Source organism: Bacillus sp. A260, from assembly GCF_009861435.1.
GTDB lineage: Bacteria > Bacillota > Bacilli > Bacillales > Bacillaceae_G > Bacillus_A > Bacillus_A cereus.
Genome location: NZ_CP046398.1, coordinates 2,629,181 through 2,652,773 on the forward strand (window position 1 = coordinate 2,629,181; position 23,593 = coordinate 2,652,773).

The window sequence follows — 23,593 nt, forward strand, 5'->3', positions numbered from 1 at the left end:
TGTGAAAATCGAACTAGAGGAGGAATACACATGACAAATAAAAACAACTTAATCGTTTGTCGTTGTGAAGAGGTTACATATGGGCAACTTCAATCGACAATTGCTGAATATAACTGCTCGGCAAGAGAATTAAAACTAAGAACACGTGCTGGCATGGGATTTTGCGGTGGGCGCACATGCAGAATAATGATAGATCGAATGATTGAAAATGCGAATCCTGACGTAACTCTTAATGAACTACCGTTAAAATATCAACCACCAATACGTGCAGTTACTTTTGGATCAGTAGGTGAAAGTAAATGAGTAGAATTACACATCACCCTATTTTAGGTACTTTACAAAGTAGTGAGCGTATTACCTTTCAATTTAACGGTCATCAATACGAAGCATATGAACATGAAACGATAGCTGCTGCCCTGTTAGCAAATGGAATACGGACATTAAGAGTTCATGAAGATAGCGGAACACCGCGAGGTATTTATTGTAATATCGGGCACTGTTCCGAATGCCGCGTGACAGTAAATAATCAAACAAATGTACGCGCATGCTTAACTGTTGTAGAAGAAAACATGGTTGTTGAAAGCGGGAAACAGCATCCGAATATCGTGAGAGAGATGGTGAAAAAGCGATGAGTGATGTAATTATTATAGGTGCAGGGCCAGCGGGATTATCTGCTTCTATCTCTTGTGCTCGTTTCGGACTAAAAGTGCTCGTTATTGATGAATTTATGAAGCCGGGCGGGAGATTGTTAGGACAGTTGCATCAAGAGCCTACTGGAGAATGGTGGAACGGAATAGAAGAATCGAAGCGACTTCATGAAGAAGCAGAATCACTTTCAGTACATATCAGGTGCGGTGTTTCGGTCTATAATTTAGATAGAGATGAAAACAATTGGTTTGTACATACTAATATCGGTACGTTAGAAACACCTTTCGTACTACTTGCTACTGGAGCTGCGGAATATTCTATTCCCCTTTCTGGCTGGACACTTCCAGGAGTGATGTCAATTGGAGCAGCTCAAGTTATGACAAATGTTCATCGCGTGCAAGTTGGAAAAAAAGGAATTATTATTGGTGCTAACATTTTGTCTTTCGCCATTTTAAGTGAATTGCAATTAGCGGGAATTACAGTGGATCATATTGTACTCCCTGAGAAAAGCGAGTTAAGTCAAAAAGCTGGTGAACCTGAAGAAGTTTTAAACTCTCTTTTAAATGTAGCTCACCTCGCTCCTTCTGCTTTCTTGCGAATAGGTAGCCACTTTATGAAATTTGATTGGATTCGAAAAGCTGGATTAACATTCTATCCAAACAACGGAATGAAAATAAACGGAACGCCACTTCACCTTCGGAAAGCAGCTCTTGAAATTATCGGAACAGATCAAGTTGAAGGTGTACGTATTGCTAATATTGACTCTAAAGGAAATGTTATTAATGGAACAGAGAAAATATATGAAGCAGATTTTGTATGTATTGCCGGGGGATTATACCCACTTGCCGAACTTGCAGCTGTAGCCGGTTGTCCCTTCCATTACATTTCAGAATTAGGCGGACACGTTCCTCTCCATTCCGAAACAATGGAAACTCCTCTTCCTGGTTTATTTGTAGCTGGCAATATTACAGGCATTGAAAGCGGAAAAATTGCGATGGCGCAAGGAACAGTTGCAGGTCTATCTATCGCAAAATATGCAAGTAAAAAACGTGATATAGTCGACCAACAATTATCTCACGCCATGCAAAACGTTCACTTTGTTCGTCAAAAAGCTGCAATTCAGTTTAATCCGATGGTAGATATCGGTAGACGAAAAATGAATGAAATTTGGCGTGATTATTCTTCTACATATGCACATACTAAAAAGAGCTGCTGAGATTATTCTCAACAGCTCTTTTCTCTACTCATCTGAGTTATTAAATTTCGCTAATGCGTAAATTCCTTCTTCATCATCTAATTCAAGTTGCAATCTCGCTGCGAATGGATTGACATTATATTCTCTGTCAAGCAATAAGCGTAAAGCTTCGATTAAGTTTGCTTGAATTAAAATTTGCTGGCGACCATTTACCTCTACTTCCGCAGAGAAACCGTAGTCATCATCATACATAAGTTCAACTAATACTTCTTCTGGACCCACTTGTCTTTTTTCAGCGATATATATACAAAGCGCATTTATAAGCTCTTGTTCAGAAATTTTTATTGTTTCCATGCTACTTCATCTGCCTTCTTCTTACGTTGGTCTTTGAAGTATTTAAATGCACGAACTGCTAACATTACGATACCAGCCATTACTAACATATTTACCATAAACGCTAATACAGAACCAAGAGCTCCCATATTTGCAAATAAGCTACCCATTAGTAAACCACCAAGACCACCTAGTAATAAACCTTTCATAAAGCTTCCTTTATTACTTTTTGGTGCTGTATTTGTTGCTTTCGTTTTTGAATCTGGAGTCGTTTTTTGAGAATTTACATTTGAGTCTTTTTTGTTTAAATCAACTTTTGACTTTTGACCTGAACTTGGTGTAAATGATTTTTTACCAGATTTGTAACTTTTCGCTGCCGCATGATCTACGAACATAAAGCTGCTAGCCCCAAAGATAACCATGAATGCTGTCATTACTGCTACAAGTTTTTTCAACATATTATATCCATTCTCCTTTTATATAGATATATGTGAAATCTATCTTTCTAGTAAATTCAGAATGATAGATTTGTTTTTAAGAACATTTTAAAGGTTCTTATGAACTTATTATATGAACTTTTGTCGAAATATGCAAGTATTATTTACTTCCGACAGTTTGGTGACAAAGGAAAAATTAAGCAAAACAGAATTGACTTTAAATGAAACAAAACATATTATAAGTTCATAAGAACTTTTTATTATTTTGGAGGTGAAAAGATGGAAACATTTCATCTCACACGAAACGAAATGGCTACCCTTCTTCTATCACTAAGAGGATGGAATACGAAAAAGCCTCTCGGTATTTTACAAGAAGCTTGGGCAAAGTCACATAAAAAAGATATTGAAAGCGGACAAAGCGTTACAGCTTTTATTACTACCGCACTTTCACCTATTTTTGAAAAGCTGATTAAAATTGACGATACTGATGTCGGTTTTTCTTTAAATGAAATAGTTGCGCTTGGCAATCAGATTGAAAACACAAGTTTCTCTGTAACTGCTATGCAAAACTGGGTGAAACGAGATATAAAAGAAATGATTGGCTCTCCTCAAAAGGGGAAAAAATATTCAATTGAACAAGCAGCCTTACTATTTATTGTCGAAGATTTAAAAACAGCACTTGATTTTGAATCCATTCGTAAGCTATTACGCCTTATTGTAAATGACCCAGCCGATCGAAGTGATGATTTAATCAATCCTGTTCATTTATATGTAGCATACTCTTCTCTATTTGAAGAACTCAATCAAGGGAATTGCTTACAATTAAATGCAACAGATACCGTTCATACAATTGAAAACATCGTAAAAGAAAAAGCTGATAAAATCGCAAGCAAGTTCGATCAAATTAATAACGAACAACGCGAAGCAATTCGTAACGCTATTATTATTGCGACCCTTTCTGTACATACCGCATATGTACAAATGTTAGCAAAACGTTACGTAACAGCAACTTTATTTTTACAGAACTTAGATGTGAAGCCTTAAAAAATAGGAGCAGAAATGCTTCTATTTTTTATGACAAATTTTTAATAATCTTTTCATTAACCCTTCATGAAAACGTGGCTTATATCTTTTACTATAATAATTATGAGAGACATAAAAGAATTGAAATAGCAATCCCCTATGTAAATAAGGTATAATCTACATATAGTGAACCTTTTACGTCATTAAATAAAAGGTTCTTATACTCAAAAATTCATAAACTAGAAGGTGCAACAATGTTAAGTAGTTTTATTCATTCAGTATTAACGTTTTTTGAAGGATTAGGTTATTGGGGCATTATGCTTGGACTTATGATTGAAATTATCCCAAGTGAAATTGTCCTTGCTTATGCAGGATACTTAGTATTCAATGGAAGTATCTCATTTATAGGCGCTGTTGTATTCGGTACAATTGGCGGTGTTATTGCTCAAATCTTTATTTATTGGCTTGGACGATACGGCGGACGCCCTATATTAGAACGTTACGGAAAATATATTTTCATACATAAAAAACAAATAGATGCTGCAGAAGATTGGTTTAATCGTTACGGAACTGGCGTCATTTTTACAGCACGCTTCATTCCAGTAGTGCGTCATGCGATTTCAATTCCTGCTGGTATTACAAAAATGCCATTACTACGTTTCACTACATTAACAGCACTTGCGATTATCCCTTGGTCTATTATTTTCATTTATTTAGGTGAAAAACTAGGTGAAAATTGGGAGAATATAAATGATATTGCTGGTCCGTATGTGAAATCATTCGCAATTGGTGGCGTCGTACTTATACTTTTATACTTCGTTATAAAAAAATGGACAAAAAAGCGTAAAAATCTCGCTTAAGAATATAATAAAAACCGCTATAAATTCATTCGGAATTATAGCGGTTTTTTATTTATATATGAATTAATCTTCAGGAATTATATAATACCTTTCCATCTACATTTACATGGATAAGCAACCATTTGATCATTTCTTTCGTATATTATCTCAAAAAGGAGTGATTCCCCTATGCATTGGCAGCAAAAAATACCGTACTTAATCGGACGCCCTATCGGCATTTCCTTCATAAATGGGCAAGGAACTTCTGGTGTATTATGTTCAGCGCATGATGGTCAATTATATGTGTATGAATACCTTTATCAAGCTCAGTTTGCAATGAAACATTATGATTATAGACAGATTCAAGATATACATGCATTCCCAAATTGTCCTCACCAAAATCCTCTATACTAAAAAAATCGGAACGGCTCATAGCCATTCCGATTTCTATACTTTATTTCTCAGAATAAAATTTCTGCACTGCTTCATCAAAATAAATCCAACCTTTCCAGCCCAAATGAATCGTATCTTTTAAGAAATACTTATCATATTCATGACCAGAGAAATCAATTACTGGATATCCTGCTTTCTCAACCTGTTCTCGAACTTTTTTATAATACACTTCACGGCGTTCTTTCGGGAAGCCAGTATAATCATACCAAGGCCCATTTACAGGTACAGAAATAAAGAGTGGTTTGACATTTTTCTCTTTAAATAACTCTAAAATAATTTGTAAATCATCGTATTCTGGTGATTCATCATATGTTTCATTTGCTCTAAAGTTTTTTAAACCTTTTAGTTTTTTCTTCAGATTATTCTTATGATAATACGGATTTTCAATTCCGAATGTATTTGTAGTAGACTCAGCTTTCCCTTCTTGTTCTGCGTGTTTACGTGCGTCTTCCCAAGAAATTGAACGAAGTCCGATATTTGTTTTCTCCTTCATCGGTTCGATTTTAAATAAAGAGTTAAATATATCTCTATGATCTAAAATATTTCGATGCATATAAGCAAGTGGTTTAACTAAACCTGCTTTTATGTTATGTTTCGTATCATTATATACAATACCTTCTAATGAATTTTTTAATATATCATCTTCTTGAACAACTTTATAATCTAATAGCCGTTTCGCGATTTGCTTTTTCATTTCTGGATTTATCTTATCATTAAAAATAAAATGATATGCTTGTTGTTTGGAGAAATTATTAGTGAAATCCCCTTGTGAGACACCAGTCTTTGTAAACCATTGTGGTGAAAGAACAAAGACTACTTTTTTACCTTCTAATTCATCCATAGTAGATGTCATATTTAAAATATGAGCTAAACTTTGTGTACCGCCAGTTCCAATTAAAAACGGTGTAAAACCAGCTGGATTTACTTTGAAATAATTAGACGGATGATATGCATCCATTCGTAAAAATTCTGATGAACCGTACATCGGTAAATACTGTGAATTCTCTAACATTTTTTGCTGTAAGAAAACACTTTGTAATTTCTCTTTTTGTAAAGAAGTTGCCGCATCTTCTACCTTCTTATCACTAATAAGCGATACTAAACTTTTCGATGGGATTAGAATGATAATGAAAAAAAGCACACATGCTAAAATTATAGGACCAAAAGCATGCTTCATTTTCATCTTCTGTCCCTCTTTCTATCGTTATTAAATTGTAACCCTTGTTTTTGACACGTCATCTTTTCTCTCCTTTGTCTCTATACATGTCCCATTCTATTTATCTATTATATACATGTATGTATTTCCTTCCTTGTTCTATTAAGCCCTATATAAATAGCGCAAGAAAATGTTTCCATAGAAACATGTTAATTATACAAGATTCTACATAAATTTCACACTGGAATTTTAGTAATAATTTTATTTTTTAACAATAAAAAAACATATGAAATGTCTAGAATTCTTCGGATGATGTATGAAGTTCAAAATATGATAATAAACGCCCGCTATGATTAACTTCATGAGTATATATAAACCCGAGCTTTCGTAAAAGTTTTTTCGAGCTCTCATTTGCTACTTTAACTCTAGCAATTATTCTTGTTACATTCAAAGTCTCTATTGCATATTTAATGGAAGCCTCTGCTGCTTCTAATGCATACCCATTCCTCCAATGTTCTGGGTCAAGGAGATACATAATTTCTATTGCACCTGTTTCATCTACCTTTCTTAAACCACAATGTCCTAAAAGCTTTCCTGTTTCACTATTAAATAACAACCATACCCCGAAGTCATACTGTTCCCAATGTAAGATAAGTTGCCCAATATAATCATTTGTTTCTTCCTTCGACATTCCTCTTGATTTAGCCAACCATTTGCCAACAGTATCTTTTTTTAATATGTTATAAAACTGATTAATATCTTCTACAATTGGTTTCCTCATAAATAATCTTTTTGTATAAATTACTTTCTCTTCTTCAAACATAGACATCATTTCCCCTCCAAATACTGTTTACAGACTAATAAATTATACCATGAACTATTTTTCTAACTTTAAATAAGAAAAACAGACTATCACATACATGAAGTCTGTTTCTCCATTCTTTTATTTTTGTACATCTGCCCATTTTAAACTTGTAGCTGGACCAAATTGATGTACATATAAATCTTTCACATATGGTTTTTGTAAGTAAGATAATCCGCGCTGGAATACCGGTGCAATTACTGCATCATCAAGTAGCATTTTTTCAGCATCTTGCATTGCTTTCCAGCGAGCCTTTTCATCATTACCTAATTCTGTTTTAATCTTCTTAATTAACGCATCATATTCTGGGTTTGCATATTCTGTATTATTGACGCTACTTCCAGAAAGGAATACTTCTAAGTAAGTCATTGGATCTGGATAATCTGGTAACCAGCGTGATAACGACATTTCATATTCTTTCTTCTTCTCAAGTGCTAATTTTTGCGTATGTGGTTGTAATTTCACATTCACTTTTAATCCTGGTAAGTTTTTCTCAAGCTGCTCTTTAATGTACTCTCCAACTTTTTTAAAGTTTTCCAAGTCATAATTTAATAGTTCTAACGTCACTTCATTTGTACCTGTCTCTTGTTTTGCTTTCTCCCAATATTCCTTCGCCTGTTTTACATTTGTCTTATTAAACTCACCAGCCGTACTTCTAAAATCTTTCTTATCTGGGCCCTTTAAAAATCCTTTTGGTACGTAATAGTTTGCTGCAACCGATCCATCATTTAAAAATGAATCTGCGAGTCCCTTCTTATCAAAAACTGTACTTAGCGCAAGACGTGCATTTTTATTTTTAAGAATCGGTACATTTTCATTAAATCGGAAGAAGTACATAACTGGATCTGTATATTGTTTTAACTCTTTATTATTTTTATATTTATCTACGAATTCTGTAGAAATAACAGCTCTATCAACTTTATCTGTTTCATATAAATTTACCGCAGTTGAAATTTCTTTTACAATTTGATAGTTTACTTCATCTAACTTCACTTCTTTTTTATCCCAATACTTATCGTTTTTCTTCATTGTAAAGCTAGCTTCATGCTTCCACTCTGATAATGTAAACGGTCCATTATATACCGCTTTATTTGCTTCTAATCCATATTTATCACCTTGCTCTTTCGCATATTTTTCGTTAATTGGATAGAAGGATGGTAAAATTAATAATTTCGTAAAATACGGTACAGGATGTTCTAGCTCTACGACGAATGTTTTATCATCCTTCGCTTTTACTCCTAATTCATCTAGACCTAGTTGTTTTTTATTTATCTTCTCAGCATTTTTTACATCGTACGCAATGTATGCATATTGAGAAGCAGTATCTGGATTTACCAATTGCTTCCAAGCGTATACGTAATCATGAGCGGTTACTGGCTCTCCGTTAGACCATTTCGCATCACGTAATTGGAATGTATATGTTTTTCCATCTTTACTCACTTCATATTTTTGTGCGCCGGCTTCAATTACTTCATCATTTTTCGATAGACGAAATAGTCCTTCCATTACGTTATTCAAAACGTTAAACGAGACTGCATCTGTTACTTTCCCTGAATTTAACGACGGAATTTCACCTGTTTCTAGTAACTGTAATACTTTCTTCTCATCTTTCGGCTTTGTTGCAGTTTTTTCTTTTGCGCAACCAACTAAAAATGAAGAAACTAATAGAGTACTAACTAATGAGTAACGAACAACTTTTTTCATTTAAAAACCCCCTTCTATTTTTAAGGTAAGTAACGACGAGCACCAGCGTATTCTTCTATATATCCTGGTGTATTTAGCGGTATAATCTCTACCGACCTTTCAGCTCTTGGTGAGTGAATCATATTGCCATCACCAATATACATTGCAACGTGATGGACACTACCTTTCCCTTGATCATGTGCAAAGAAAATTAAATCTCCTTTTTGTAGATTTTCTTTATCAACTGCAACCCCTGCTCTTGATTGCGGTCCAGAATCTCGCGGAATTGTAATGCCGTGCGATTTATAGATCGTATGTGTGAAGCCAGAGCAATCAAATCCAAAACCACTTGTACCAGCCCATATATACGGTAAGCCTAAAAACATTTTCCCTGTGTTAATTAAATCATTGGCCGCCGGAGTTGGAATATCAGTTTGAGATCGGTAAACTGTTCCATCATTTTTTCGTAGCCATGCTTTCTGACCATTTGGCAACAATACACGGTATGAAATTGTGTCTTCACTTAATAGCGGCAGTCTTGTATTATAACTGACTTCAAGTGATTTATGTTTTTCAGAAGGATTTATATATAAAATCGCTGTTGGTTTAGTTATTAAGACAAAAGGTTCATTTGTTTTATCTGCAAATTCTTGATTATATGTTAATTGTTTTTCAGGCATCCAGCCCGGATAACCTTCTTCATTTCGTGGTGTTGGCTGTCCATGCACTAATACCTTCACCCATTCGCCTTTCTTATCAATAACAGTTACTTCTTGACCGAGTAAAGCTTGTGTTTCTAATTTATTTGCATTTGTTAACCATAGTTTCTCGTCAAGTGTCATTGATTTCGTCCATTTCCATAGATCCACTGGATTTGTTGCACTCGGTGTATCGATTGGTCTTAATGAATCAAGTGCTGTCCATAACGTTGCAGCAGATACATCTATAAATGCTTTATTATCCTTCTTTTCTTCAGCATTTGCCGATGTAAACGATGAAAATATAAATAAAGTTGTTAAAAATGCAGTTCCTACTTTTTTCATATATATCCCCCTTAAAAGATAGTTTACTTGTCTCTTCTCCTAAGATTTACTATTCACTGTCGATTGAAGGTTTACTTTTGATCCAGAATAAGTCATTCCTTCTGGCTCTTCCATTAACCAAAGCGGTGCATCAAGATCAAAATAATGAATATTAGGATGCGCTGCCGCTAAATGCGCAACAGCACTAACGGAAAGTGAAGACTCCATCATGCTGCCCACCATACACTTCACACCAGCTGTTTCTGCGATATCAGCAATACGCCATGCTTCACGTATGCCACCACATTTCATTAATTTAATATTAATAAAATCTGCATATCTTCCTTGAACGAGCTTTAATGCGTCACTTGCTGAAAATATACTTTCATCGGCCATAATTGGCGTTTGCACACGATCTTTGACGTACTTTAACCCATCCCAATCTTTCGCGTGTACTGGTTGTTCAATAAATTCTATATTTAAATTACGATTTTCCATCTCTTGAATGATAGAAACCGCTTCTTTTGGACTCCAACCTTGATTCGCATCTAAACGTAATGTCGTATTTCTTGGTACCACATTTCGAATTGCCTCAATACGTTCCAAATCTAAATGCGCCTCTTTACCCACTTTAATCTTTAATGTTTGAAATCCTTTTTCTATATGTTTCTTCGCTTCTTTTGCCATTAATACAGGCTCATCCACACTCACTGTAATATCGGTATGAATTTCTTTCTTCCCGCCTAACAATGCATATAACGGCACATTTTGATATTGGCAATATACATCATATAAAGCGATATCTACCGCTGCTTTCGCACTTGAATTTCCAATACAACTCATTTGAATGCGCTGTAGTAACTGCTGAAATTGAATGATATTTTGACCAATTAAACATGAACGCATCGGCCCTAAAATCGCTTCTTCCATTCCGCTGGTGAAATCCCCCGTAATAACTGGCGTTGCGGCTGCAGCCCCCTTACCAATCACTCCTTCGTCTGTATGAATATAAACATCTATACTTTCAATTTCGGTTACAGTACGAAGCGCGGTTTTAAACGGTGTATGCAGTTTTACACGTCTACGATTTACTTTTACATCTGTAATTTTCATTTTGTTCATCCTTTCGTTCTCCAATGAAGTGAAATTTTAATCCACCGGAGGTTTATACCCACGGATTATTGGGTAAACCTATTGGGCATTTACTCTTCTATCTCTCTACTTTGTTTTCGTTTACTTTTAATGTAGGACGATAATGTGAAATAAAAAAATCCAGCCATAAGAATGATTCTTACGGCTGGATTTTGTCTATGATTGAGTAGACAAAGCAGCAATCTGATTATATTTTTTCTGTGCATCTTTTAGCGCTACAAGTAACGCTTTTTGAGAAGAACCGAAATATCGGTTCTTTACTTCCATTACTAACGCCGGGTCATTTATATTTTTATGTAGAAATAAATATTTAACAAATTGAGATGTTAATGCAATTGTCGCTGAGCAGTCTGCATCTACAATTTCCCCTGTATCCTTAACAAGTATAAATGCTACGAAATAGCTTTTAAACTTTTCAGTAATGGGATTATTTTGAGGTGCTTTCGCATCCCCTACGATATAAATTGTATTTGAAGCGTACACAGCTATCTTCCTTTCTTATACAAGGATAACGGGTTTCTTAATAGTCGTATGAGCGAGGAACTCAACGTTGATTAAAAAATGTATCCGCTTACCTTGTATTATAATATAATTGACAGAATTTTAACAACATTTATTTTAGTGCATATTCCATATTTATGAAAATAGCTTAAACTCTTTATTTCTACAATATGTGATTGTTCCTTGTACCATGACATTCATACATAAAAAACTGCACCCCCAATTGTTAGACGGTGTCTAACAATTGGGGGTGCAGTTCAATGGCTAACTGTTTTTATTACTTTGGCATCACAAATATAGTTTCATTTGACTTAGAAAATTGATACTCTTTTCTCGCTAACTTCAAAATTTCTTCCTCATCGTCTGTTAAATTTTCTATGTTAGTCTTTAAAGAATCTTTATCTTTCTTTAAAGATACTAATTGCTTCTTTTGATCCGTAATCGTATCTTTCTTTTTATCAATTACTTCTTGTTGTTTCGTTAAAATATATTGAACGTAAAGAGTAGTTGCCGCAATAAAAAGGACCATTAAAATAAGTCGCCTTAACTTCTTTTTATTTATCCTACGCTTGTCACTAGGTTGTGATAATTGCTCTGGTATATTAGGAACATTTACTCGTTTGAGTTTCCTCATTCAAATCCCCCTAACCCATATTTTTCACTACCATCGGCACGTTTTCTTACTAAATTAAATTCTATTCTTATAAAATAAACTCCTTCACAAAAATATCCCATAAATTAACCAATTAAAGATAGCATTCGACGACATTTCCATATTTACACCGTTTTTTTTTATACATGCTGCTATAAAATAGTAGTTTCTGTAATTCTTTTTCTACTATTGTAGAAGAGTTTTTTCACACAAAAAATTCCTTGCCCACATATCCATGTTATAACATGCTTACAAGGAGGAGAAATATGCATTACCGCACATTAGGTAAAACTGGAATAACTGTTTCTGAAATAGGTTTTGGCGCATGGGCAATCGGTGGTGATGAATGGGGACCTGTTAACGATAAACAATCTATAACCGCTATAAAAAAAGCAATTGAGTGTGGTGTGAATTTTATTGATACTGCGGATGTGTATGGTTTAGGACATAGCGAAAAGTTGGTGGCTACCGCGATTAAAGGACATCGCAATGATATTATCCTATCAACGAAAGGTGGTTTAATCGGGCATCACTACGACCCTAATGGAGTTCCTGTATATGATACTCCCGAAAAAATCATCGCCGTATTCGAAACAAGTTTACAACGTCTTCAAACAGATTATATTGATCTTTATTTTTGTCATATTTGGTGGCATAATCGTAGGGAAACAGAAGCATTTCTACGTGCATTTGACATATTAAAACGTGATGGCAAAGTAAGAGCAGTCGGTGTTTCGACTCATGATTTACAATACATTCATCATTTCAATAACAACAACGAAATTGATATCGTACAGCTTGATTACAATATATTAAATCGAAAACCAGAAAAAGATATATTACCATTTTTACAAGAGAAAAATTTAGGAGCTGTTATTCGTGGTCCATTAAAAATGGGCATTTTAACTGGAAAATTCACAAATAAAACAATTTTTCCGGATGGAGATTTACGCAAAGATTGGCCAAATGAAACTTGGTTTCAAGAAGACTTACAAACTGTAGAGAAACTTCGGTTGCTCTCAAATAAAAATCAGACCTTAGGGCAACTTGCACTTCGCTATGTACTCTCTCATCCGGCAGTAAGTGTTGTAATTCCTGGTGCCAAAACAGGAATACAAGCACAAGAAAATGCAAATGCATCTGTTCGCCCTATGTTGAGTGATGAAGAGCTTAACTATATTCATTCAATATAAAAAGCCCAATTCGGGCTTTTTAATTTGGGAAACTAATATCATACTCCATTCGCTTCGCTGTATCCTCCGCAACATGCACACCTAACAAGTTTTTCACAATATGAAATGCCATATTAATTCCAGCTGAAATTCCGGCAGATGTTATAATATGTCCTTCATCTACAAACTTTACATTTTCTATAACTTCAACATTTTGAAACTCATTTTTAAACTTTTCAATACTAGCCCAATGTGTTGTTGCTTTTAAACCTTCCAGTAAACCTGCTTTCGCCAGTAATAGCGCTCCTGTACAAACTGAAGTCATCAGCTTTACTTCTTTCATTTGTTGGCGAATCCATTTTATTACTATTTCATTTTTTATTTCATATTCTCTAGCACCTAGCCCGCCCGGAATTATTAAAATATCCACTGGTGGTAAATTTTCAATACTATAATCTGGCTGTACCTTCAATCCGTTCCTTGCTGTAATCATTTCCCCATTCTCGCTAACTGTATAAACAGTAAATGGTTTTTCCTCATTCACCTCAGTTACAGAAAAAACTTCAAATGGCCCTGCAAAGTCTAACACTTCTACTTCATTAAATAAAAATATACCAACACTCCATTTATTCATCATAAGTTCACTTCCTGTTTCAAATGATGTAATAGATGATCATATCCTTTTTCTAATGCAATATCATACGCTGTTTTCCCATCATTTTTCTTTATCATCTTATTAGCTCCATTTTTAAGGAGTAACATAATTATTTCTTCATTTCCTAATAATGCCGCTTCGTGAAGTCCTGTCCAGCCACCACTTTGCATAATATTTACATCTAATCCTTTTTCAATTAAGAAAGCAACATGTTCACTTTGCTTGTTCGCAATTGCTGCTTGCAAAGGCGTATTTTCATTTTCGTTTTTCGCTCTACTATGTATATCTGCACCACTTTCTAAAAGAAAACTCGCTATTTCTTTCTGTCCAAAATAAGCTGCTAAATGAAGTGGTGTCCATCCATCTTCACTACATTCGTTAACAATACTTGGACTCGCCTTTATAAACTTCACTACTTTTTCCTTATTACCACTTATAACAGCTTGTGCTATTGATTGTAAATGCTCCATAATAATCTCCCATTCTTCAAAATATTTAAGCATCTCCTTCTACATGTTCTATTCATTATTATATTTTCCTTTTAAAACCTTAAGTTTACATAATAATATTATATATCACTTTTTTGTGCTTAATGCTGAATAGCAATAATGTTAAAAATACTGCCTTTAAACAATGAAGACCATGATTTCATTAGAGTGACTGAAAAAGCAAGCAAAAAACTATACACATAGTTTTCATCATATTTGTTCAGTTGCATGAACTAAAACAGGTAATGTTTATTCTGCTATTTATGCTTTCAACATATCAAATAATATTATTCCAATAAAAAACAATCCATTTTAAAAATGGATTGTTTTTTATTTCTGTTTTATGCGGTTTATTTTATTTTTGTATTTTCAATGATGAAATAATTATATTTACAAAAATGAAACGCTACTATCTTAGCCCCTCTTATAGTAAGTTTTTCGTTCGAAAACAAAAATATAATTTCACCTTACAATTGAAAAAACATATGTAAAAGTTTCTAAAACAGCTGCCTTATCATACTAATCTATAGCAATTCTGTCTTCTTCCCTTACCTGTTTCCTTTAACACATACGATTTTAAAACTAGCGCCGTTAATGCATCTGTTAATGTTTTATATGATAAATTTGATAATGCCAATAGATCGTTCGTATATAACATTCTATGCTTCTCTAATAATAATAGTACTAATCGTTCAGATGGTTTTAATGCCTCATCACTTTCTAGTATAAAGTCTATATTTTTCATTTCTCTAATTACTACTCCTTATATAAAAAAATACTTTAGGTGCTAATTTAATATAAAAATAATACATAACAAAATTTGAAATATATTAAAATAACATTGTTTTAAAACACTATTATACTATAACATATAAAAAGCATTTCCCGAAATAGGAAATGCTTTTTATATTGGTTATATAATTCTTCAAAAACTACATTTAAAAACGGTTAGTCATTCTCTAAATATGAATGACTAACCGTCTTCCAGCTTCTTCTCAATTAACATGTTTTACCTTAAATATTTCTTGCAATATGTGGCTTACTGTAATGACTTGTTCCACCGCCACCTACTACTACTTTACCACCTTTTTCGAAAATTAATAATTTACTTGAACCATCTGCAAGAAGCACTATTACTTCAGCATTATTACTTGTTGCTATATAAATTACATAACCACTCTTTGATATACAAGTTTCCCAATTCGCATCAAATTCTGATCTTACTACACGATTTGAATACACTTGATTTTCAATTCTATCTTGTTCTACGTTTTCCAAATTTATTCTCCCCCTTCCCTGCATAGTTATATATATTAAAATAGCACCATCTAAAATAGTGACCGATTTTAACATAAATAGTATATGTAATTAGTAAGAGAATGCTTGGACAATAGAAACGAAATAGACTTCGGGAATTTTACAATTGAAACTTCTCTTTAATCATTTCCGCTACTTCTTTTGCACTCAAATACGTGTTATTAATTTTTATATACTCTTCTTTTTCAATTTCACCATGAAGAGAGTTTAATCTATGCATTTTCATCGTTTCTTTCAAATTATTTTCAGACCACTCAATATCTCTTTTTTTCGGTTTATGTTCTAATCTATTCGGGCTTTTATTTCGTTCTAATCTTTCATCTAATTCCGCTTCCAGCTCTACAAAATACACTGTCCCACCTTTTGATTCAAAAATATTTTCTACATGATGTATATAATCCCAATCCTCTTGGAGGTCAAATGCCCATATATACGTAAAAATCATTCCAGATAAATCACTTTTAGATACTTCTTCAAATATTTCATTACGAAATAAACTTACTAGTCTTTTTGCTTCTTTCGTACTGTAATCAAAAATTGGACTTACTAAATCAATTGTCATGTGGTTATGAAAAAGTTTTAAACCAGTTAATGTTGCTAATTCTTGCCCCACTGTCATTTTCCCAACTGCTTGTGGGCCAAATATTAATATAAGTTTCATTTATTTCCCTCCAATCTTTCTCTATAAACCATTACATAAAATAAAAAATAAGACAGCCGATTTTAAAACGATTGCCTTATTTTTTATTCATAGTTTTAGTTCTATTCTTTTCGCACAGCTTCAAAAGTAATCATTTGATTTGCATTTGACGGTTCTTTTTCATAAACATATTCAGCAGAGCAAGTAATGTTTGAGAAACCTATACTTTCTAAAAGAAGTATAAACTCTTCTATTCCATACCAGCGCAGCGCAAAGCGTTGTAATTCTGTTTGTACTAACTGTCCTTTACTCCACTTTTCATATTTCAAATATGATACAGTAACTTGGTTCAGCCAATCTATTTCAATTGATTTATTTTCTAATGTGATTCCGTCTCCGCTTGGCAAAGAGAAAGTCGATGTATGAATTTCCCCAGTCTTCCATTTATGCGGGAGCATAATATCCACGATTAATCGTCCACCTGGATTAAGATGTTCATAAAAACATATTAATGCATTTATAGAATCCAAACGATTTTCAATTAAACAAAAAGATCCAGTAGGAATGATAATTGCTTCATATTTATGCGGAAGTGAAAATTGTTGCAAGCTTCCTTCATATAAATTAGGATGTAAGCCTCTCTCTTTACAGCGCTTACGGCAAGAATCTAGCATTTCAGGTGAATAATCTATCCCATCCACTTTAAAACCAGCCTCTAGAAGCGGAATGATGACACGCCCTGAACCTACTGCGGCTTCGAGGATTCTTCCTCTACAATCTTTTAAACGTTCTTTGTAATACTCAATATCACCATTTAAAGAATAACCGACTGGTTTTGTGTAATCATACAGTTCCGTACAAAGTGTACTATAAAAACTAAACATTTATTTTCTCCTCCGTTTTTACGTACGGAAGATTTCAATTCAACTAATCTTCCTGTACCTCTAATTTTAATGAGATTTCGAAAGAGCTGACTATCATAATATATCACTCACTTTCCATAGAATATAATGATATTGTATTACATACCCTTCCAATTTGAAATATAAAAATTAAAAATTCAGACTACAAATTAAAGAGCTTACTTTAGTAAGCTCTTTAGAAAAAATATTTATTTCACAATCGGCAATGTCACTTCACTTAATTTCACTGTAAGTTTCGTGCCAGCTTTCGGTCTAATTGTATAATCATAATCACTTGCAATTAAAACAACTCCGATTTGATGCCCCACTTTAAATACATAATCATCTGGCTGCATATCCCATGTAAATGTATAATCTTTGCCCGCTTGAATCGCTGTTGAATTTTCTATACTCTTTACGTTTTGTGGATCCATCCAGCCTCTCGTTACGATTTCCGGCTTCGCTCCTCCATAGTCAACAAGTAACGCTGTTAAATTTGATACAGATCGATCAATATTTCCTGTAATTGAAATCTTTGGTGTACCACTTATACGCGTATCTTTTTGCAGTACAGGCATTGTATATACTAATCGATTTGCTACTTCTAATTCTGGATTTGCTACTAATTGGTTTGATTTTATTTGTGCATCATCTAAGAATGAGAAAACTTTATTAGCCGATCCCATACTTAGTGGCAAATTGACTGATTTATTGCTTAAATACATACGGATTTTTGAAGGTACAGCTGCTGGATCTGGCCAATTTTTTATCTTTTGCCACGTTTTATTTTCTCTTTGCACATCAACCATTGGTTCATCCATAATTCCATTTTCAATTCCGTACAACCAATAATCTAACCATTTATTTTGTGTTTGCTGCCAGTTATTACTTGATGTCCCACCATGACCACCTTGGTGTAGCCACATTTTACGCGGAACATTATTTTCTCCAAGTGCTTCCCACCATTGCGCGAACTGTTTCGTTTTAACATTCCAATCGTTTAAACCATGAACAACAAATACACTCGCTTTTACATTTTTAGCATCTTTTACATAGTTACGTTTATCCCAAAAATCATTATAATTACCTGTTTTTCGGTCTTGTCCAGCCGTTAACTCTTTTATAACTTGTCCGCAAACTTCAGGGTTTTCCCTTGTCAGTACTGCTTCTGCCATATTATCTGTATCTTCTCCTTGATATCCGCCTGGAGCAATGACTGCACCATTTGCACGATAATAATCATACCAACTACTAATTGCTGCGATTGGAATAATTGTTTTTAAACCTTCAACTCCAGTAGTCGCAACAGCATTTGGTAATGTACCATTATAAGAAACTCCAGTCATACCTACATTGCCTGTAGACCAATTTGCCTGAACTTCCTCACCCTGTTCTGTAAATGCTTTCGCGCGACCGTTTACCCAATCAATAACAGATTTTGTCCCAAGTATCTCTTGTTCATCTCCAGTTGTAGGGCATCCATCTGATTTTCCAGTACCGATACTTTCGCCTAAAATAACTGCATAACCTCTTGGCACGTAATAGTTCCCATACGAACCAAGATTAATCGCTCCATACGGTTTTCCTTCATACGCATACAATTCTTCATCTACATTATATACAGGAACATCTTTTAATCCAGATCGATATGGACTCATTTCATAAATAACAGGAACTTTCACATTCGGATCTGTCTTTGGACGCATAACTTTTATCGATACTCTGTCTTTCTTACCGTCTCGATCACTATCAACTTCTGTCTCTACATATAAATTTTCGATAATAGCTTCATCGAGAGAATAAATCGGTTTTGTCATCCCATTTTCTAATTCAATTTTCGTATTTTTAGTCTCTTCCTTCTTCTCTGCATGCACATCCATAGTAAAGCTAGGTATAATTGTTGCAGATAGCATTGCTGACAGTGTAATTGCCATTTTCTTTTTACTCAAAATATTCCCTCCCCTTATTCGTTCTCTTTTACTATATAACAAAATAACTGAAAATTCAGTTTTATTTTTATATAAAAGTTGAGAAACTCAAAGATTTCTTATTAAGTAAAATTTAATGGAGGTGTGAAATTATTTTCCCACTTCCTCCTTCTTTATAACGTGAAACTTTAATCAGCCCTCACCAATTGGGCGTTTACGATCAGCAGGGCCACTTCTTTGCTTTCGCTGAATTTTGAGGTGGGGTCTTACTGCCCGGCAAATAGCGGGATAAATAGAGAAAAAGACAACCGATATTTCTATCGCTTGCCTTACATTCCATTTATTATTTTTCTAACTCTTTAAAGGTATCTTTCAAGTCTTTATCCGATACCTTTATATCTGCATTTTTAAGCAGTTCTCTAGTAACTTGTTGATGGAATTGAGGATCTTGTATACGTTGCTGTTCTAATTCTTTACGAATATTATCTTTCTCTTCCTCATACGGTTTAAGCTCTTTTTTATCCGTTAGCTTAATAATATGATATCCGAAAGAGGATTTAACAGGTTCACTCAATTGACCAACTTCTAACTTATACGCAGCATCCTCAAATTCTTTCACCATCATACCAGGTCCAAATTCAGATAGTTCCCCACCTTTTTCTTTAGAACCTGGATCCTCTGAATATTGTTTAGCCAATGCCGCGAAATCTTCGCCACTATTTAATTTTTCTTTAATTTCTTTTGCTGTCTTTTCATCTTTTACTAAAATATGGCTAACTTGAAGCTTTGGCTTATAATGATCTTTAATATCTTTTTCCGTTACGGTTGCTTTAATAGCTTTTTCAAAAGCAAAAGTAAGCTTTAATTTCTCTTTCAACTGAGCTTCATTTTTCACACCATTGGATTCCATATATGTATTAAAATTATCGCCCATCTTGTCTTTTAATTCTTTTATTTGTTTCGTTACCTCTTCATCCGTAACTTTATATTTATCATTTAATACTTTCTCTACTACCATTTCAGATAAATTCTGTTTACCGTAGTTTTCTTTTAATTTTTTGTTAAAATCACTTTCTGAAATGCTTCCTGATTTTGTCGTTACAATATTATCTGATGAACCACATGCAGATAAAGATAACGTCATACCCATTAAAATGCTACCAATTACTAATTTCTTTCTTTTCAAATCTGAATACCTCACTTCATTAAATTCAAATATAACTATGTAAATATAACGTTTTCCTGTGAACTTCACGTGAATTTAATGAAAGTAGAACATTTGCTAATTCTCCATTTAATACATCAATTTTGAAAATTATGGTGATTCATCCTATATCGCTAATCTCTAAAGCTGCAAAAAGGACTAATATTTTCATTAGTCCTTTTTCACATTTATATAAAATTGAATTTCTCCATCTATAGAGGAAACTCCATATTCAAAACCATGCCTTTCTAAAATACTTTTCACTATCGCTAAACCTAATCCTGTACCTGATTTTTCTTTACTACGAGAAGATTCTAGTACATAAAAAGGCTCCCAAATTTTCTCGATATCCTTAATTTTATCCGTAGGAATGCCATTTTTTATTTGGAAATATATACTTTTATTTCTATCTTCTAATGTAATTATTATGTTTTGATTTGCTGTATATTTTATCGCATTAGAAATTAAATTTTGAAACACCATTCTCATTTTATTTAAATCTGCATAAACGATTGTATTGCCCGCATTACAATTTACTTGCAAGTTAATTTCTTTCGAATCCAGTTCAATCTGATGCTTATCTAATATACTCTGAACCAGTGGTTCAATGGGGAATTCTTCTTTTTGTAAAATATCTCTTTCTAGTTTAGAAAATCGTAATAGTTCTTCAATTAAGTTTGATATTTGATCTGTTTGTTTAATAATTGTATCTACATAAGTCCCATCATCTAATCCATCTTTAATCCCCATAGAGTATGCTTTTACTAATGCGATCGGTGTCTTTAATTCATGCGTTACATCACCCATAAATCGTTTTAAATGTTCATTACGATCAGTTAAGTCTTGATGTGCTTCATGTAGTTTTTCACTCATGATATTAATACTATTGGCCAACTCTCCTATTTCATCATTCGTTTTCACTTTCGTTCTTTTAAACTGCAAATGTGAAATATCCTGAGCCACATCACTTAACTCTTTCAGTGGTGTCGTTATTATTTTTGAAAGTATCCACACAAGTAAAATAATAAGAAGGAGCGAGAAACATAGGATATATAAGTAAAATGTATTTAACGTATTTATAATTTCATTTGAATTCGCAATGGAAGTCCCAATTAAAATTATCGTATCATCTTTCGCAATATATTTAGCAAAAAAACTCGCTTTTACCTTTCCTTGATCGTACAGTTTATTCGATTGCCCTTCCGTCTTCACTTTCATAACTTCGTCTTTCGTAATCCAAAGCTTATTTAACGTTACTTTCTTTTTCGTAAGTTGCATGCGTAACGCGTCGTTCATAGCATCTTCTGACTGATTAATTGGCGTATACACAATTGTAACGTTATTTTCACTTTCAATTGTATGAATAACATCTTCTAAATCATTGACTGGCGCATTTTGTATTTGAGTTGTAAATTCATTTAAGTTTTCACGTGTTTTATAAATATTATATTTCGGCAGGAGAAAGTTAATTAATAATAAAGAAATTGTAAATATAAGAATAACGGTTAAAGAAATGCTGAGAAATAGCTTTTTCCCAAGTTTATTCACTTTGTTCCTCCAAACTATAACCCAGCCCACGATGCGTCTTAATAATATTTTCTCCAATTTTTTTACGCAGCCTTCTTACATGTGTATCAACCGTTCTCTCTTCTCCAAAATAGTCAAATCCCCATACAATGTCTAACAATTTTTTACGAGTTAAAATAGTTCCTTTATGATTTAAAAAGCATTTTATTAATTCGAGCTCTGTTTTTGTAATTTCTAACTCTATATCATTTTTATATACTTTATTTTTGGCAAAATTTATCTTTACATCTTGTACTTGAATAATATCATCATGCTGAATAAGTTTTTTCGCTCGCGTAATTAGTACTCCTGGATGAAATGGTTTTTTTACGTACTCATCTGCCCCACTTTGAAGCGCTGCTAATTCATCTTCACTTTCACTTTTCGCCGTAAGCATTAATACTTTTACGCTTGAATTCTTTTTTATTTCCTGACAGACAGTAATACCACTATGTTTCGGCATCATCCAATCCAAAATAGCTAAATCAATTTTTTCATCATAAAATATTTGAAGTGCTTCCTCTCCGTCTTTCGCTAATAATACTTCAAAGCCTTCTTTTTCAAAATAAGCTTTTAAAATCCTTAACATATCTTGTTCGTCATCTGCAATTAAAACTTTCATATTTTTTCCTCCATTGCTTTTAAACAAAAACCAATTGTATCATACAACATCTTTGTTACATGAATGTGACAGAAAAATATTTAAAGCTTTTGAGGGGATAGTAATGGTGAGGTGTTGTACTATGATAAAAAAAATCGGGGTCATTTCTCTTCTTCTATTTCTATTATCAACAAATGCGTTCGCAAATACAAATCAACAAATTGAAGTATTTGATTGTCAAAAAGAAATGGTCATTCAAAAGCAATCTTTAGATCCAGTAATCCAAAAAGAAGCAGTTCAATACGCTAAATCAATTACTGGTCCATTTAAAAACTTAAATGTCGTTCCAAAAGATGGCTATATGATAAAAATCCCTTTATCTAAGCCGGTTTCTATTACTAATCAATGGTTACACACTACAATAGACGAAATACTTATACTACTCCCACTAAAAGAAAAGCCTTATATTATGCTTTATGATGATGAAAATAATCCGCATTTTTATTATGTAAAAGGTAAACCAGGATTATTATTGAAACACATGAAGGTTAAGTTATAATGTAAGAAAGATCCCACAAATATGATTTGCGGGATCTTTCTTTATCAATTAACAATTTGATTTTCATTTAAAAAATGAATAACCTGTCTTTTATGATGGTTATCATGATCTACAAATTCTTTAATAATATATATAAGAGAATATGGCGTTCCGGTATGAGGACAATGTGATACTCCATTGGCCGTTAAAGGTTTCTTTAGATTTCCAGCAGATAGTAATCTAAGTTCTTTTACGAGTAACTCTCTTTTAGCTTTTGCTTCTTCAAGAAGTTTCATCTTAGATATACCGGATTTGGCATAACTAGATGCTAGTTTATTATATGTATCAAAATCAGGGAACTCCATTCCCTTCCCATCTCTCACTGATGATAATGTCTCACGTAATAGATAGTCATCCCAGTTCATAATATGAGATATTATTTCGCCAATAGTCCATTTCCCCTCTGATATTGGTGCCACCCACAATTCCTCTTTCATACCTTTCAATGTATTTATCCAAATTGAATATTCATTGAAATCATTAATAATTTTATTTTCTCCCATCATCCAATTCTCCATTCTAATATTAGATTCTTATAAATTATAACATCAATCTACACGAAACAG

28 protein-coding genes are annotated in these 23,593 nt (G+C 33.4%); 8 read left to right on the forward strand and 20 right to left on the reverse strand.

Going from position 1 to position 23,593, the window contains the following annotated elements; all coding sequences use genetic code 11:
• Positions 1-30 precede the first annotated feature (30 nt).
• From GD442_RS13280 to GD442_RS13290, 3 genes are read left to right on the forward strand one after another with little or no spacing between them, the layout of a single operon-like run.
• Positions 31-303 (forward strand): (2Fe-2S)-binding protein, encoded by a 273-nt coding sequence (locus GD442_RS13280; protein ID WP_000182619.1) that lies wholly within the window; start codon positions 31-33, stop codon positions 301-303.
• Positions 300-632, forward strand: a complete 333-nt coding sequence (locus GD442_RS13285; protein ID WP_000087065.1) for a (2Fe-2S)-binding protein — start codon at positions 300-302, stop codon at positions 630-632. Before GD442_RS13280 ends, GD442_RS13285 begins: the two co-directional genes overlap by 4 nt.
• Positions 629-1,864, forward strand: coding sequence for an NAD(P)/FAD-dependent oxidoreductase (locus GD442_RS13290; protein WP_001286096.1), 1,236 nt, complete (start codon positions 629-631; stop codon positions 1,862-1,864). The genes GD442_RS13285 and GD442_RS13290 overlap by 4 nt, the downstream gene beginning before the upstream one ends.
• A gap of 24 nt (positions 1,865-1,888) precedes the next feature.
• On the opposite strand, the gene GD442_RS13295 is transcribed toward GD442_RS13290, so the two are convergent.
• Both GD442_RS13295 and GD442_RS13300 read right to left on the reverse strand, forming a co-directional pair.
• Positions 1,889-2,197, reverse strand: coding sequence for a YxcD family protein (locus GD442_RS13295; RefSeq protein ID WP_000447747.1), 309 nt, complete (start codon positions 2,195-2,197; stop codon positions 1,889-1,891).
• Positions 2,185-2,634, reverse strand: a complete 450-nt coding sequence (locus GD442_RS13300; RefSeq protein ID WP_000914478.1) for a hypothetical protein — start codon at positions 2,632-2,634, stop codon at positions 2,185-2,187. Before GD442_RS13300 ends, GD442_RS13295 begins: the two co-directional genes overlap by 13 nt.
• A gap of 258 nt (positions 2,635-2,892) precedes the next feature.
• Between GD442_RS13300 and GD442_RS13305 the strand changes: the two genes are divergently transcribed.
• The 3 genes from GD442_RS13305 to GD442_RS13315 all read left to right on the forward strand — a co-directional run bounded on the left by GD442_RS13305 (position 2,893) and on the right by GD442_RS13315 (position 4,889).
• Entirely contained in the window at positions 2,893-3,657 is a 765-nt protein-coding gene (locus GD442_RS13305) for a DUF1836 domain-containing protein (RefSeq protein WP_000447231.1), read from the forward strand.
• A 233-nt stretch (positions 3,658-3,890) separates the two neighbouring features.
• Complete coding sequence (gene uptA / locus GD442_RS13310; RefSeq protein ID WP_000952913.1) at positions 3,891-4,496, forward strand: undecaprenyl phosphate transporter UptA; 606 nt, start codon at positions 3,891-3,893, stop codon at positions 4,494-4,496.
• A gap of 168 nt (positions 4,497-4,664) precedes the next feature.
• Positions 4,665-4,889, forward strand: coding sequence for a hypothetical protein (locus tag GD442_RS13315; protein WP_000558689.1), 225 nt, complete (start codon positions 4,665-4,667; stop codon positions 4,887-4,889).
• 40 nt (positions 4,890-4,929) lie between these two features.
• Here GD442_RS13315 and dltD read toward each other — a convergent pair whose 3' ends face one another.
• The 7 genes from dltD to GD442_RS13350 form a co-directional block, all read right to left on the reverse strand.
• The gene (gene dltD, locus GD442_RS13320) at positions 4,930-6,111 is read right to left on the reverse strand and encodes a D-alanyl-lipoteichoic acid biosynthesis protein DltD (RefSeq protein ID WP_000782309.1); all 1,182 of its coding nucleotides are present in this window, start codon (positions 6,109-6,111) and stop codon (positions 4,930-4,932) included.
• A 268-nt stretch (positions 6,112-6,379) separates the two neighbouring features.
• Complete coding sequence (locus GD442_RS13325; protein ID WP_000061617.1) at positions 6,380-6,913, reverse strand: GNAT family N-acetyltransferase; 534 nt, start codon at positions 6,911-6,913, stop codon at positions 6,380-6,382.
• A 114-nt stretch (positions 6,914-7,027) separates the two neighbouring features.
• Positions 7,028-8,650: a peptide ABC transporter substrate-binding protein gene (locus tag GD442_RS13330; RefSeq protein ID WP_000758260.1), complete on the reverse strand. Its 1,623-nt coding sequence runs from the start codon at positions 8,648-8,650 to the stop codon at positions 7,028-7,030.
• Positions 8,651-8,670: 20 nt separating this feature from the next.
• Positions 8,671-9,672 carry a C40 family peptidase gene (locus GD442_RS13335; RefSeq protein ID WP_000755413.1) on the reverse strand — a complete coding sequence of 334 codons (1,002 nt, stop codon included), beginning with the start codon at positions 9,670-9,672 and terminating at the stop codon, positions 8,671-8,673.
• A gap of 39 nt (positions 9,673-9,711) precedes the next feature.
• Complete coding sequence (locus tag GD442_RS13340; protein ID WP_001038463.1) at positions 9,712-10,773, reverse strand: dipeptide epimerase; 1,062 nt, start codon at positions 10,771-10,773, stop codon at positions 9,712-9,714.
• Between the two features lie 186 nt (positions 10,774-10,959).
• On the reverse strand, positions 10,960-11,286 hold the full coding sequence (locus GD442_RS13345; RefSeq protein WP_000271312.1) for a DUF3870 domain-containing protein: 327 nt from the start codon (positions 11,284-11,286) through the stop codon (positions 10,960-10,962).
• A 295-nt stretch (positions 11,287-11,581) separates the two neighbouring features.
• On the reverse strand, positions 11,582-11,938 hold the full coding sequence (locus tag GD442_RS13350; protein WP_001228727.1) for an FtsB family cell division protein: 357 nt from the start codon (positions 11,936-11,938) through the stop codon (positions 11,582-11,584).
• 284 nt (positions 11,939-12,222) lie between these two features.
• On the opposite strand from GD442_RS13350, the gene GD442_RS13355 reads away from it, so the two are divergent.
• Positions 12,223-13,149: an aldo/keto reductase gene (locus GD442_RS13355; RefSeq protein WP_000559357.1), complete on the forward strand. Its 927-nt coding sequence runs from the start codon at positions 12,223-12,225 to the stop codon at positions 13,147-13,149.
• 19 nt (positions 13,150-13,168) lie between these two features.
• Here GD442_RS13355 and GD442_RS13360 read toward each other — a convergent pair whose 3' ends face one another.
• The 10 genes from GD442_RS13360 to GD442_RS13405 all read right to left on the reverse strand — a co-directional run bounded on the left by GD442_RS13360 (position 13,169) and on the right by GD442_RS13405 (position 22,450).
• Positions 13,169-13,765 (reverse strand): DJ-1/PfpI family protein, encoded by a 597-nt coding sequence (locus tag GD442_RS13360; protein WP_000981423.1) that lies wholly within the window; start codon positions 13,763-13,765, stop codon positions 13,169-13,171.
• Positions 13,762-14,253 (reverse strand): ankyrin repeat domain-containing protein, encoded by a 492-nt coding sequence (locus tag GD442_RS13365; protein ID WP_000400679.1) that lies wholly within the window; start codon positions 14,251-14,253, stop codon positions 13,762-13,764. The genes GD442_RS13360 and GD442_RS13365 overlap by 4 nt, the downstream gene beginning before the upstream one ends.
• Positions 14,254-14,785: 532 nt before the next feature.
• Positions 14,786-15,016, reverse strand: a complete 231-nt coding sequence (locus tag GD442_RS13370; protein WP_000789029.1) for a hypothetical protein — start codon at positions 15,014-15,016, stop codon at positions 14,786-14,788.
• Between the two features lie 269 nt (positions 15,017-15,285).
• Positions 15,286-15,549 (reverse strand): hypothetical protein, encoded by a 264-nt coding sequence (locus tag GD442_RS13375; protein WP_000432421.1) that lies wholly within the window; start codon positions 15,547-15,549, stop codon positions 15,286-15,288.
• A 139-nt stretch (positions 15,550-15,688) separates the two neighbouring features.
• Positions 15,689-16,249, reverse strand: a complete 561-nt coding sequence (locus tag GD442_RS13380; RefSeq protein WP_000767065.1) for an AAA family ATPase — start codon at positions 16,247-16,249, stop codon at positions 15,689-15,691.
• A gap of 101 nt (positions 16,250-16,350) precedes the next feature.
• Entirely contained in the window at positions 16,351-17,112 is a 762-nt protein-coding gene (locus GD442_RS13385; RefSeq protein ID WP_000490912.1) for a class I SAM-dependent methyltransferase, read from the reverse strand.
• A 227-nt stretch (positions 17,113-17,339) separates the two neighbouring features.
• Positions 17,340-19,079 carry a Xaa-Pro dipeptidyl-peptidase gene (locus tag GD442_RS13390; RefSeq protein ID WP_000038293.1) on the reverse strand — a complete coding sequence of 580 codons (1,740 nt, stop codon included), beginning with the start codon at positions 19,077-19,079 and terminating at the stop codon, positions 17,340-17,342.
• A gap of 322 nt (positions 19,080-19,401) precedes the next feature.
• The gene (locus GD442_RS13395) at positions 19,402-20,244 is read right to left on the reverse strand and encodes a peptidylprolyl isomerase PrsA (RefSeq protein ID WP_002164522.1); all 843 of its coding nucleotides are present in this window, start codon (positions 20,242-20,244) and stop codon (positions 19,402-19,404) included.
• Positions 20,245-20,433: 189 nt separating this feature from the next.
• The gene (locus GD442_RS13400) at positions 20,434-21,810 is read right to left on the reverse strand and encodes a sensor histidine kinase (RefSeq protein ID WP_001037260.1); all 1,377 of its coding nucleotides are present in this window, start codon (positions 21,808-21,810) and stop codon (positions 20,434-20,436) included.
• Positions 21,803-22,450 carry a response regulator transcription factor gene (locus tag GD442_RS13405; protein ID WP_000865979.1) on the reverse strand — a complete coding sequence of 216 codons (648 nt, stop codon included), beginning with the start codon at positions 22,448-22,450 and terminating at the stop codon, positions 21,803-21,805. The genes GD442_RS13400 and GD442_RS13405 overlap by 8 nt, the downstream gene beginning before the upstream one ends.
• A 121-nt stretch (positions 22,451-22,571) precedes the next feature.
• On the opposite strand from GD442_RS13405, the gene GD442_RS13410 reads away from it, so the two are divergent.
• Positions 22,572-22,988 carry a hypothetical protein gene (locus tag GD442_RS13410; protein ID WP_000591766.1) on the forward strand — a complete coding sequence of 139 codons (417 nt, stop codon included), beginning with the start codon at positions 22,572-22,574 and terminating at the stop codon, positions 22,986-22,988.
• Positions 22,989-23,032: 44 nt separating this feature from the next.
• Here GD442_RS13410 and GD442_RS13415 read toward each other — a convergent pair whose 3' ends face one another.
• Entirely contained in the window at positions 23,033-23,530 is a 498-nt protein-coding gene (locus GD442_RS13415; protein ID WP_000504410.1) for a DinB family protein, read from the reverse strand.
• Positions 23,531-23,593: the final 63 nt, after the last annotated feature.